The organism is Parasedimentitalea psychrophila, from assembly GCF_030285785.1.
Classification (GTDB): Bacteria; Pseudomonadota; Alphaproteobacteria; order Rhodobacterales; family Rhodobacteraceae; genus Parasedimentitalea; species Parasedimentitalea psychrophila.
The window spans coordinates 109968-122839 of sequence record NZ_CP127247.1 but is presented as its reverse complement, the minus strand read 5'-3'; the positions used below and the strand labels follow the sequence as shown (position 1 = coordinate 122839).

Sequence of the window (12872 nt, the reverse complement as noted above, 5' to 3'; positions counted from 1 at the left end):
AAGGACTATGCCTTTTGCCGAAGTCAGATGAAAATTCCGCCGAGGCGCGCCGAACTTCCCCACCGGCGCCGGACGTCGATTTTGGCCGGACACCCTGTCGCAGATTTCGCCGGCGCCCTGCACCGAAGCCTATAGTTGCCCGGCCCTGTTGTTATATGAGTATTTTTGGCAACGAGAAACACAGGTGATTTTTCCTGCAGCTTCTTTTTGCTAAAAATACTCAAATGCATCGATCTGCCAAAGGAGAAGTCGTTTTGGGGTAAAACCCGCTTGCAGGTTCTGTTCTAGGCAAGGCTGAACTGGGGGCCGTCGGTGGTGAAGGTCACCTTGTGGCCCCGGTTGATTTCATCGCGGAACTGATCTGCAATGATCTGCATCGCATCCGCGCGGCCGCGGGCGGCAAACCGGCTGGGGGAGGTGATTCTGGCGTTGTTGTCAAACCCGTCCGCCGCGTGGGCCCAGATCAGGGGGTGCAACTCGTACAGGTGATCCCGGATCAGCCAGTCAACGGCTTCGGCTATTTGCAACCTTGGCATATCAGCCCATTCGCAGAGGCCCAGACCGTTGCACAGGGCCACCGAACAGTATGAGGCAAGCAGATTGATCATCTCTTGGGTAGGCTGGGTTTTCACGATGTCACGCAGCCCGTCGAGAAAAAACTCGACGTCAACCTGGGCACAGGCCTGTTCGTCATTGGCAATGGCATCGAAATAGACCCATGTGTAGCCGCCAGCCCCCCAGATGGGCGCGGTGCGCGAGGCAGTGCGGCGCGCCTCAAGTTCGAGCGCGGCATAAGAGCCAGACCAGCGTGGCAGCATGTGATTGCCAAGGGCTCGGAAATGGCGGCTGTCCATCGGATCAAGATCAATCAGGCGCTCATACCCATTGGCGACAGTCATGGTTTTTGTGCTGTTGCCCTGTAACATGGCGCAGCTTGTCGCCGTCATAAACGGACTATTCAGTTCTGTGGTGTCGAACGGGGTGAGCAGCGCTGCAGCGCGATCAAAATGGGACGTCCAGCGCTGTCGGTTAACCGCGGGGAGTGTGGTCTCCCAGCCGGTGCCACGCCAGGTCCAGCCGATATCGATATGGGCCAGAGCCACCACAGTTGCCAGATAGGGATCGTTTCGGTAGGCCATCCGAACGGCCTCGAGTGCCATGATGCCGTCGATCAGGGGCCGGGAGTCCGCTTGGTGGCCATCGCTGAGCGCATGTTCAACGGCATTGACCACATCAGCGCGGGCGCCGTAAGCAAGCAGGTCGGCCACCGGCATGCCGCCTGGGGTTTTGGTGCGGGCTTTGTCCGCGGCTTCGATCTCGGCGGAAAGCTCGTCCCAGCGGTCTTGTCTGGCCAGATATTGGCCGCGGGCCTGTGCGGCCCGGCAGGCGATGTCATCGACGCCCTGATCCATCACCGGAATAGAGAGACTGTCCTCGGGGCGCAACTGGGGGAATGTGGTGTCGACTGGCAGGGCACGGGCGATCATCTGTTCCTTTTGCGGCAGGCAGAAGCGACCCTTGAAAGGACGGATCATTTGAGAAATGGCATCGCGCGCCTGTTGGGAGAGGTTGAGCATCGGCAATATCCGGTTCGGTGGCAGCATCAGAAGGTGTTGCGCCATTATCTCGCGGCAATGGGGCGCAATAAGGGCAAGCTTGCGGTGTTTCGGGTTTTGAATTGGGGTTTTCGCATGGCCTTGGTGAGGGGGCGGCGAGGACCCGGGATCAAGACAGTCGAAAATGATGTCGTTCAGTTCGCACACCGCGTGCCTGTAGTTCGGGTTCAAGCTGGCGGCGCGGTGGCAGCACCTGAGGTGGCAGCCGCAGTTTGCTGCCGTTTTGCAGAATCAAGGTGACCCGCACGGAAAAATCCCAGCGGGTGTCGAACCTTGCATGGTCGATCTGTTCCAGCGCCAGGCTGTCGATGTGTTGGCCGCTGTACCACTCGACCTGGTCCGGGCCGAGCGATAGGCCCGAGCGGATATCACGCCAATAGTCCCAGGCGGCAGGGATTGTTGGCAGTGCCAAAAGGGCGACGATCCAGCCGGCGGCGTCCACAGCGAAATAGAGACCAGCCAGCACGCCATAGAGTATCATCAATGTGACAAGCAGTTGGGGGGTGCGGGAATACCTGGAGAACTGAAAAGTTTCGGGCATTAACGTTTCGGGCATTGTCGACCTCTGATCACATCAATGGGGGGCAGCGCGGCTGATGAGGCGTGGTTTGCCCATTGGATTTAGGATCTGCCTTTAGGATCCGGCTTTGCGAAAGGCTGACCGTAACCCTTCCATCGCGTCCTTTTGGCGCGGGCTCAGACCGTTGCCTGACAGGCTGCCGTTGACGATGTCCATCAAGGGTTGCAGCGTCTCTGCGCCGCCAAGCCTGTATACTTTGCGGGACAATCTGGCCAAGGCCGCCTCAGTTCCACCACATTGCGAGACCAGCCAGCGCCCCAGAATGGCCGCATCTTCTGCGGCGTCGCTGTCCATGCCCAATTGCCTTTGCAGCTGACAGATAAGTTTATCGCCCTGGTCTCGCCCTGGCTTGCCGTTGAGCTCTTGAAAGGCAATCGCCAATGCGGCGATGGCCAGGTTGCGGTCTTCAACACTTTCGACCGGATGCATGTTGGCCTGGCGGCGGAACCCAAACCGCCGGGCTGCCAGTTTTACATCCTTAGCCACATCCACAAGGTCTCCGGCCATCAGGGCCGCGTTGCGGGCGCGGTTCAGGAAGAAATAAACCGCAGCGGCGATGCCGATGATGGCGATAAGAAGGGGCACTGTGTGAACTCCATAAAAAGGCCGCATGGCAGGCCCGTCCGGATTGATGCGTGACCAGGTGCTTGAGGCGGCGCTAGCCGTTCAGGATCCTGGTGACCATCTCATTGGTGTCCCGGCTGAGGTTTTTGGTCGCGGCGATACGGTCCAACTGGCTGCGGATCAGGTCCTGACGTGGCTGGTCATAGCGTTTCCAGGTCTGAAAGACCGAGCACATGCGGGCGGTGGTCTGCGGGTTCAGGGCGTCCAGCGCGATCAGATTGTCGGCCAGCAGCTGATAGCCCGCGCCACCGGCATAGTGGAAACCAGCCTGGTTCATCGCCAGCGCGCCCATCACCGCGCGGAACCGGTTGGGGTTCTTCATGTCGAACAGCGGGTGCCTGGTCAGCGCCTCGGCGAGACTTGCGGCTTTGTCTGGTGCGGCGCAGGCGACCTGCAGGCCAAACCATTTATCCATCACCAGTCGATCCCCCTGCCACTGATCAAAGAAGGCCTGTGACTGCTGTTCGCCCTTGTCGGCTTTTAGTAAGCAGGCCAAGGCGGCGTTCTGCAAGGTCATGTTGTCAGCAGCGCCATATTGGCGGGCGGCTTGGTCGCCGCCATCCAGACGGGTCAGCAGCGACAGGATGCGGGCGTTGAGATCGCGCTTGCCGGTGCTTGTGGCATCGGGGCTGTAGGGGCCTTGCACGGTGGTGTCGGCATAGAGCCGCGGCAGGCTGTCGGTCAGCGCCTCGGCCAGAGTCTGGGTAAAGGTCTCGGCGGCGTCGTAGATGGCCTGCGGATCCGGGGTATGGCCACGCTCATACAGGGTCTGGGCCAGATCCGACTGGCTGGGTGGCGACAGCACCAGGGCGCGGAAGGCCGGATCAAGGCTGTCATCGCGGACCAGTTTGGTCAGCGCATCCAGATAATCGGCATCCGGTGCAACGCCTTCCAGCACCATGGCGATGCGGGAGTCCTTGGCCAGAGCATTGCCTGCCTCCCACCGGTTGAAGGGATCGCTATCATGAGCCAGTAGAAAGGCGCGCTCAGAATTGCTGGTGTCGCGCTGCAGGATCACAGGGGCCGAGAACTGGCGCAGGATCGAGGCAATCGGCTTGGCGGACAGACCGTCAAAGGTGAAGCTTTGTTTGGCTTGGGTCAGTTCCAGCACCTGTGTCGCCTGTACCTCATCGCCGTTCTGGCCCAACAGGCCGACGGCCACCGGGATGACACGGGGATCTTTGTCGGGCTGGCCCGGTGTGGCGGGCGTCGATTGCTCTAGTGTCAGCGTGTAGGTGCCATCTGCATAAGCGTCGGTCACCTTGACCCGCGGTGTGCCGGCCTGACTGTACCATAGTTTGAACTGGCTCAGATCGCGGCCGGTGGTGTCTTCAAACACTTGCAGCCAATCCTCGATGGTGCAGGCCTGACCGTCGTGACGTTCAAAGTACAGTTTCGCAGCCTTTGCGTAGCTGTCATCGCCGACCAGCCGTTTCAACATGCCGATCACTTCGGCGCCTTTTTCATAGATGGTGGCGGTGTAGAAGTTGTTGATTTCCTGAAAGCTTTCAGGGCGGACCTGATGCGCCAGCGGGCCGTTGTCCTCGGCAAATTGCCGCCCGCGCAGGTCGATCACATCCGAGATCCGTTTGACCGAGGCCGAGCGCATATCCGAGGTGAACTGACTGTCACGGAACACTGTCAGCCCCTCTTTCAGGCAGAGCTGGAACCAGTCGCGGCAGGTGATGCGGTTGCCGGTCCAGTTGTGGAAATACTCATGCGCGATAATCGCCTCGATGCGCTCAAAATTGGCATCCGTCGAGGTTTCGGGGGAGGCAAGAACGCAGGAGGAGTTGAACACGTTCAGCCCCTTGTTCTCCATCGCGCCCATGTTGAAGTCATCAACTGCAACGATGTTAAAGATGTCGAGGTCATATTCCAGACCATAGACATCCTCGTCCCATGACATCGACTTTTTCAGCGCTTCCATGCCAAAGGCGCATTTGCCCTCATCGCCGGGGCGGACCCAGATGTTCAGCTCGACATCCCGACCCGAGGCGGTGGTGAAGCGGTCCGGGTGGTTGATCAGATCGCCGGCCACCAGTGCAAACAGATAGGCCGGTTTGGGCCATGGGTCGTGCCACTCGGCCCAGCCGTCACCGCTGCCGGTGGGGTTACCGTTGGACAGCAACACCTTTTCGTCGCCCTCAATGCGCACGGTAAAGGTGCTCATCACGTCGGGGCGGTCCGGGTAATAGGTGATCTTGCGAAAGCCCTCGGCCTCGCACTGGGTGCAATACATGCCGTTCGACATATAGAGCCCTTCCAGCGCGGTATTGCCTTGCGGGTCAATCTCCACCTCACTCTCCCAGATGAAGGCGGTGTCAGGGGTATCGCAGGTCAGCCCCTGCAGGGTGACTTGGGGCGAGACGGATTGGCCGTCGATCTTGGCGGTGATCAGCTGCAATTGTTCCCCGTGCAGGAAGAACCGTTTGTCTGCGGCGTCGGGTAGCGGGGTGAATTGAATGCGGCTGAGCACGCGGGTGGATTTGGCGGAGAGGCGAAAGGTGAGGTGGACCGAGTCTACCTGATAGCCAAAGGGGGTGTAGTCCTTGAGGTAGATCGTCTGGGGGGCGGTTTCGGCCATGTCACTCTCCTATGTCACGCTGTGTGACAGGTTTAGTGCACGGTCCCGCAACTGCAAGTGGATAGGCACAATCAATGCGATTTGGGTGCGCAGCAGGGCAGGGAATGGCACCGGTTGGTCATCAAATGGATTTTGAAACAGATGCGTGGCAATTGGTAAAATAAGTTTACCAACCGTGTTGCTGATCGGAAACTATTACCCTAAATTGCCGCCAGCATACAGGCGCATACTAAAAAACCGGAGGGCCAGATGACTGCACGAGTCGAAAAGCAGGGGCTGCAAGTTGCAGTTGAATACGCTGATTTCATTGAAAAGGCTGCATTGCCAGGCACTGGCGTCGCCGTGGATATTTTCTGGCAGGGTTTGAGCCAGTTGGTACATGAGTTTGGCCCAGAGAACCGCGCGTTGCTGGCCAAACGCGAGGATCTTCAAGGGCGCATTGATAGCTGGCATATCGAACGCCGGGGTCAGCCACATGACACCGAGGCCTATACAGCGTTTTTGCGCGAAATTGGCTATTTACTGCCTGAAGGCGACGATTTTGAGATTGAGACGCAGAATGTCGATCCCGAGATTGCTCTGGTGCCGGGGCCGCAACTGGTGGTGCCGATCACCAATGCCCGTTTTGCACTGAACGCGGCGAATGCGCGTTGGGGTTCGTTGTATGATGCGCTTTATGGCACCGATGCCATGGGTGATCTGCCGCAGGGCAAGGGATATGATGCGACCCGCGGGGCGCGGGTTGTGGCCTGGGGTCGCGATTTTCTGGATGCAAATTTTGCACTGGCCCAGGGATCCTGGGCTGACGTCGGGGCGTTGACTGTGGTCGATGGGGCGCTGCTGCCATCCCTTGGCGATGCGGCGGGCTTTGCCGGATATGTTGGCGATGCCAGCGCTCCGTCGCGGGTTCTGTTGAAAAACAATGGCCTACACGTGATTATTGAGGTCGATGCGACCGGTAATATCGGCAAGAATGATGCCGCAGGCATCAACGACATCACTTTAGAATCGGCAATGTCGACGATCATGGATTGCGAAGACAGTGTTGCCGCAGTCGATGCGGTGGACAAGGTGCAGGCCTATTCCAACTGGCTGGGCCTGATGACGCGCGATCTGAGCCAAGAGATCGTCAAAGGCGGTACCACCTTTACCCGGGTGCTGAACGATGATGTCGTTTATACTGCGCCAGATGGCGGTGCCTCTTCGCTGAAGGGGCGGTCGTTGTTGCTGATCCGCAATGTCGGCCATCTGATGACCAACCCGGCGGTGCTGGACCGTGATGGGCTGGAGATCGGTGAGGGTTTTCTGGATGCGATGACCACCGTGATGATTGCGATGCATGATCTGCTGGCGTCGGGTGGCAATTCGGCGCATGGCTCGGTCTATGTGGTCAAGCCCAAGATGCATGGCCCCGAGGAAGTGGCATTTGCCTGCCGGATCTTTGACCATGTCGAGGACGCGCTGGGCCTGCCGCGCAATACCGTCAAGATCGGCATCATGGATGAAGAACGCCGCACCAGTGTGAACCTGAAAGCCTGTATCCGGGCGGCGAAATCTCGGGTGGCGTTTATCAATACCGGTTTCCTGGACCGCACCGGGGATGAGATCCATACCTCGATGGAAGCCGGCGCCATGTTGCCCAAGGGTGAGATGAAGGCGACGCCATGGATTGCGTCCTATGAGGATCGCAATGTGGATATCGGTCTGGCCTGCGGCTTGAAAGGCCGCGCGCAGATCGGCAAAGGCATGTGGGCGATGCCGGATCTGATGGCGGCGATGCTGGAGGCCAAGATTGGCCATCCCAAGGCTGGGGCGACCTGCGCCTGGGTGCCGTCACCGACCGCCGCCACCCTGCACGCAACCCACTATCACAAGGTTGATGTGCTGGCTGTTCAGGACCAGTTGAAGGTCTCTGGTGCCCGGGGATCTCTGGAGGATCTGTTGACCATTCCGGTGATGACGGGTGAGAACCTGTCGGAGGAACAGACCCGTCGTGAGATCGAGAACAACGCTCAGGGTATTCTGGGCTATGTGGTGCGTTGGATCGATAATGGGGTCGGCTGCTCGAAGGTGCCGGATATCCATGATGTGGGTCTGATGGAAGACCGGGCGACATGTCGGATTTCAAGTCAGGCACTGGCGAACTGGCTGCATCATGGTGTGGTTGATGCGACGCAGGTGATGGCGGCAATGCAGAAGATGGCGGCGGTAGTGGATGCGCAGAACAGCGGTGATCCGGACTATCAGTCCATGGCTCCAGATTTTGATGGCATCGCCTTTCAGGCGGCCTGTGATCTGGTATTCAAGGGACGGGTGCAGCCTTCGGGATATACCGAACCGGTGCTGCATGCGCGGCGGCTGGAGCTGAAGGCCGTTTGAGCCCAACGCGGATTTATTGACAGGGACACTGAGGGGACTGTTGCAATGAGGGGGCTGTCTGCCCCCTCAAACTCCCCCGAGGATATTTTCAGCCAGATGAAAGGGATCTACTATGGCTATTTCTTTGCGCGAAGCGCGGATTATCATTGAAAAGGCACTGGACAAGGGCCGTGCGCTAGAGCTGAAGCCGTTGTCGGTGGTGGTGCTGGATGCTGGCGGCCATGTGCAGGCCTTTGAACGCGAAGATGGCGCCGCGCCCGGTCGCTTTGCCATTGCCCGAGGCAAAGCCTACGGCGCGGTCATGTTGGGCATGGCGGGAACGGCGCAGATGGCACGGGCCGAGGCGCAGGGCTATTTCATGGCAGCGGTAAACGGAGTTTACGGCGGTCAGGTTGTTCCGGTTCCCGGTGGCGTGCTGGTGCGGGACACAAACGGCACAGTGATCGGTGCGGTTGGGGTGACAGGTGATAGCTCGGACAATGATGCCATTGCCGCCTTGAGTGGCATTGAGGCTGCTGGCCTGGCTGGCGAAATCTAACCAAACGGGCCATGTGCCTTGGCCCATGAGCGATATCTTCATGGGCCAGAAACCGAATTGTGAGAGTTGCGCCATTTGCGCGCATCGCCGTTGCCGGGTGGATGGGAAGCGACCTGTGCGGAGACCTGTGCGGGGGTAAACATCTGGTTGCGCCGCGTTGTGGAGTTGCACAAGGTATCAGCTTGGCGCTAGGTTCGCGCTACTGGTCACAAACAGAGAAAACCTATGGCACGCCCCCGCGTCGGTATTATCGGCAACTCTTACCTGATTAATGATCAGTATCCGGCCCATGCGGGCGGCACCATGAATTCCGAGGCGGTGGCCGAAGTGGCGGGCTGTATGCCCTTGTTGATCCCTTCGGATCCGCGATTTCTATCCGTCGAGGAGCTGCTGGACACCTTTGACGGCTTTCTGCTGACCGGTGGTCGGCCCAATGTGCATCCACAGGAATACGGCGAGGCGGAGACCGCAGCGCATGGGGCGTTTGACCGGGCGCGCGATGCGATTGCACTGCCATTGGTGCGGGCCTGTGTCGAGCGGGGACAGCCCTTCCTGGGCATTTGCCGCGGCTTTCAAGAGGTTAATGTGGCGCTGGGCGGCACGCTCCACCCAGAGATCCGCGACCTGCCGGGACGGATGAACCACCGGATGCCCCCCGATGGCAGCCTGGAGGATAAATTTGCCCTGCGCCATATTGTTGAAATGAGCGACGGCGGCGTGTTCCATCAATTGCTGGGCGCCCGTGAGGTGATGACAAATACCCTGCATGGGCAGGGGATCAAAACCCCTGGATCGCGTATTGTCATTGATGGGTATGCCCAGGATGGCACCCCCGAGGCCTGTTACGTCAGGGATGCGCCGGGGTTTACCCTGGCGGTGCAATGGCACCCCGAGTGGGACGCGAATAATGATCCGGTGTCACGGCCTCTGTTCCAGGCCTTTGGGGCTGCGGTGCAGGGCTGGGCGGCGGGGCAGCGGCCTCAAGGCGGGGCTGCGGCCTGAGCCACTGAACTGCAAGTTTGCGACCATGTGCTGCAGCCAATTTGGTGGTGATCAATCCTCGGGCCGAGGCCCGTCCCAGAGACGCAGGGTGCCCCCTGCGGCATCAAATTTCGGGCGATTGACTGCAAGTTGACGTTATGTCGGCAACGCTTTGCCGGAACAGCTGTTTTCGATGAAATTTTACTTGCTATGACGCTCTGGTAGTTTATCCGATGGTTGAGCAACGAAAAAAGCAGGCGCATGACCCAATCCACTGATCAATCCCGGACGCAACCCGGCGCGCTTTCAGCGCGCGACTGGGTTAAGACATTGGCCAAATACCGTGAGCCAAACCAAATGCGAAGCGCTTTTGAGCTTGCCGTTACAGTAGGCCCGTTTGTTTTGCTCTGGGCGCTGGCCTGGTGGTCGATGTCGATTAGTTACTGGCTGACCTTTGCGATTTCTCTGGTCAATGCCCTGTTCCTGTTGCGCCTGTTTACAATTCAGCATGATTGCGGTCACGGTTCGTTCTTCAAAAACCGCTTGGTCAGTGACTGGGTGGGGCGGATTATTGGGGTGCTGACGCTGACGCCGTATGACGTCTGGCGCCGCACCCATTCGGCGCACCACAGTGCGTCGGGAAATTTGGGCAAGCGGGGTATGGGGGATATCCATACGATGACCGTTGCCGAGTATAATGAGCTCAACGGCTTCAACCGCCTGATGTACCGGGTGTATCGCAATCCGGTGACCCTGTTTGGTTTTGGGCCCGGCTATTTGTTCTTTGTGCAGAACCGGGTGCCCTTAGGGCTGATGAACAGCCTGCGCTACTGGGTCAGTGCAATGGGCACCAATATCTCGATTGTCGCGGCTTTGCTGGTGATCTGGTATTTTGGCGGTCTGGCCCCGGTGCTGTTGATTTTCGTGCCGTCGACTTTGGTGGCTGCAACCGCGGGAATGTGGTTGTTCTATGTGCAGCACCAGTTTGAAGATACCCGTTGGGAGCAGGACGAGAACTGGCAGCTGCATGATGCTGCGCTGCATGGCAGCTCGCATTATGTCCTGCCGTCGGTGCTGCAGTGGTTCAGTGCCAATATCGGCATTCACCATGTGCACCACCTGTACAGCCGGATCCCGTTCTATCGCCTGACCGAGGTGCTGCGTGATCATGATGTGCTGGCTGTAAGTAACCGGATGACAGTCCGAGACAGCCTGAACTGTGCACGGTTGCATCTGTGGGACGAAAAAAGCAGACAGTTATTGTCGTTCTCGCAGGCGCGATTGATGTACGGCTAACCCAGCAAATCTATCACTGATATTATAAAAACACCGCAACCCGCGAGGGCTGCGGTGTTTTCAATTCGGCCGCGAGCAGCAGGCCTTGGGTGTCGTTTGATCAGGCCGCGAGCAGCAGGCCTTCGTGTGACTTGAGACATAAGCGAGCGGTATCGCCAAAACCGCCCGTGTGGCTGCGGAGCTCGGGGAACAGGGTGAACATCTCATCCCGCCCGGCGTCGCTGAGGGCGCCCAGGGCCTGATCGCCGGGGTAGAAACTTTCCGTTGCGGCGCCGTTGGCATAGATCACCTGATGCTGGTCCAGCATCAGGTGAACATAAGTAACCAGGCCACCAGTGCGGCGGGTGACGGCCGGGCTGGCCAGCAGATGCTGGGCCGCAACCAGAACTTCGTCGATACCAAACAGCATCTGGGCGCGGGCGCCGCTCCACAGCATCCGGTGCTGTGGCGACACCAAAAGCGGCGCACTGGCACCAGGCAACAGCGCTGAGGCGATCTCGATCGGGGCAAAACTTCCCTGCGCTGCAACGGTTCGGCTGCCGACCCAGCGCAGCGGCTGCAACCCGTGGTCGCGGGTGACGATCAGATCGCCAAGCGCCAGCGTTTCGATGGCCCTTGGGCCATGCGCGGTGTCTATCAGGGTGCCGGGGGTAAAGCAGATGATATTTTCGATCCCCGAGAAAGTCACCAGCGAGCCATCGAGAAGTTCGACCGTGCCGGCCTTTTCGTCGAGGGTGTCCGTGGTCAGGATCAGGGTCGAGAAATCGGCCAGCCCGTTTAGATCCAGAGTATCGCCGCCAGTTTCATCGCCTTCACCGCCGTCAATTGTAATTGCCGAACTGCCGGCCTCACCGGTGTTTGTCAGGATGAACAGGTCGTCACCATCGCCGCCAAAGGCAGTGTCGCCTTCGGCGAGGTTCAGAGTGTCATTGCCGCTGCCGCCGTCTAGGGTGTCACTGCCTTCGCCGCCGGTGATCAGGTCATCGCCTGCTTCGCCAAAGATGGCGTCGTCGCCCAGACCGCCATTTAGCTCGTCGTTGCCGGGAGGGTTGGGGATGGTTTCAAAAAACAGGTCACTGACCCAGATTGCCTGGGTGCCGCCCAGCTCATTCTCGTAGATGATCTCGATTTCTGCGACCGGTCCGGCGATCTCCACCAGCAGGGACCCGGTTGCATCGGCGGCATTTTCGCCGTTCTCGCCTGCGGTGACCGTATTGCCGCTGATGGTGTCGGTATCGCTGCCATCGTCTACAACCGTCAGCGTCACGGTGACAGGATTGCCGTCTGCATCATAGGCATTGACCGTTAGAATGTCGCGGTGGTTGCCTGCGGCGAAGTCGATATCGCTGATCCGGAAGACGACATTTTCAACCTCGTCTTCCACGTCGGAGCTGCTGTTGGCGGCAAAATTGACTGTAGTGGTTGAAGTGGCGCCATCGCCGCTGCCGCGTAGCTCTAATGAGGAGTTTGCATCGAAGGATTCCCCCGCCGCGACATAGATGGTGTCGGTGGTTTCCAGGTTGTAAGTTGCCGAGTTGTTGCCGTCTTCGGTGAAGCTGACCGACACGTCGATTTGCCCGGTGGTCTGAGTGAAGCCGGCACTTACGTTCTGTTCATCGCTGCCCTCAGCGTCCCAGCTCAGAGATTCAGTGGTCGAGGTGCCGCCATCGCCATAGATGACGTCATCGCCAGTGCCGCCGTCAACAGTGTCGTCGCCACTGCCACCATTGATCCAATCGTCGCCGCTGCCGCTGCTAATGTTATCCGCACCGCCATAGCCATAGACCAGATCGCCGTTGTCAGCCGCATCGTTGATACTGTCGCCATCACCGTCGGTGTAGCTGCCATCGATGATATCATTGCCTGAGGAGCCATCGACCTGGTGGTCGGGGACCAGAGAGTAGCTGGGGGCACTGACCACATCGGCACTGGTCAGGGTATCGACCTCGCCATAAGCCGGGACAAAATAGACATTGCCATTGGTGGCCAGGTAATATTGGCCGGGTTCCAGAGTATTTGTAAAACTGCTGCCGCCGTCGACGCCGGTAAACACCCACTGGCCAGAGCCTAGGTTGGTGTCTGTGGTGAAGGCCGTCCAGGCGCCTCCAATGATGTCATCGACGCCCAGAACACTGTCTGCGCCCAGGGTAACCAGATAGCCGCTTGGCATGGATCGACCTCAGTTCTTTATTGCCGGAAACCGGCGTTAGGGATTTGTTAACCCTGATAAAGAGGCCGAGTGGCCGAAATTTGCGCGCAACATGAAGACTT

The 12872-nt window shown here is 58.9% G+C and carries 9 protein-coding genes; 4 read left to right on the top strand and 5 right to left on the bottom strand.

Translation table 11 applies throughout. The annotated features are described in order from the left end of the window. Positions 1-284: 284 nt before the first annotated feature. The 4 genes from QPJ95_RS00585 to pepN form a co-directional block, all read right to left on the bottom strand. Positions 285-1622, bottom strand: coding sequence for a hypothetical protein (locus QPJ95_RS00585; RefSeq protein ID WP_270918670.1), 1338 nt, complete (start codon positions 1620-1622; stop codon positions 285-287). A 103-nt stretch (positions 1623-1725) separates the two neighbouring features. Beyond that, entirely contained in the window at positions 1726-2172 is a 447-nt protein-coding gene (locus QPJ95_RS00580) for a hypothetical protein (protein WP_270918669.1), read from the bottom strand. 78 nt (positions 2173-2250) lie between these two features. Next, the gene (locus QPJ95_RS00575; protein ID WP_270918668.1) at positions 2251-2781 is read right to left on the bottom strand and encodes a hypothetical protein; all 531 of its coding nucleotides are present in this window, start codon (positions 2779-2781) and stop codon (positions 2251-2253) included. Positions 2782-2854: 73 nt separating this feature from the next. Next, a complete protein-coding gene (gene pepN / locus QPJ95_RS00570; RefSeq protein WP_270918667.1) occupies positions 2855-5407 on the bottom strand; it encodes an aminopeptidase N in 2553 nt (850 codons plus the stop codon). A gap of 249 nt (positions 5408-5656) precedes the next feature. Between pepN and QPJ95_RS00565 the strand changes: the two genes are divergently transcribed. The 4 genes from QPJ95_RS00565 to QPJ95_RS00550 all read left to right on the top strand — a co-directional run bounded on the left by QPJ95_RS00565 (position 5657) and on the right by QPJ95_RS00550 (position 10601). Then, positions 5657-7786 (top strand): malate synthase G, encoded by a 2130-nt coding sequence (locus QPJ95_RS00565; RefSeq protein ID WP_270918666.1) that lies wholly within the window; start codon positions 5657-5659, stop codon positions 7784-7786. A gap of 112 nt (positions 7787-7898) precedes the next feature. Continuing rightward, positions 7899-8324, top strand: a complete 426-nt coding sequence (locus QPJ95_RS00560; protein WP_270918665.1) for a GlcG/HbpS family heme-binding protein — start codon at positions 7899-7901, stop codon at positions 8322-8324. A 225-nt stretch (positions 8325-8549) separates the two neighbouring features. Further along, positions 8550-9326, top strand: a complete 777-nt coding sequence (locus QPJ95_RS00555; protein WP_270918664.1) for a gamma-glutamyl-gamma-aminobutyrate hydrolase family protein — start codon at positions 8550-8552, stop codon at positions 9324-9326. A gap of 240 nt (positions 9327-9566) precedes the next feature. Further along, positions 9567-10601, top strand: coding sequence for a fatty acid desaturase (locus QPJ95_RS00550; RefSeq protein WP_270918663.1), 1035 nt, complete (start codon positions 9567-9569; stop codon positions 10599-10601). 100 nt (positions 10602-10701) lie between these two features. Here QPJ95_RS00550 and QPJ95_RS00545 read toward each other — a convergent pair whose 3' ends face one another. Continuing rightward, complete coding sequence (locus QPJ95_RS00545; protein WP_270918662.1) at positions 10702-12771, bottom strand: Hint domain-containing protein; 2070 nt, start codon at positions 12769-12771, stop codon at positions 10702-10704. Positions 12772-12872: the final 101 nt, after the last annotated feature.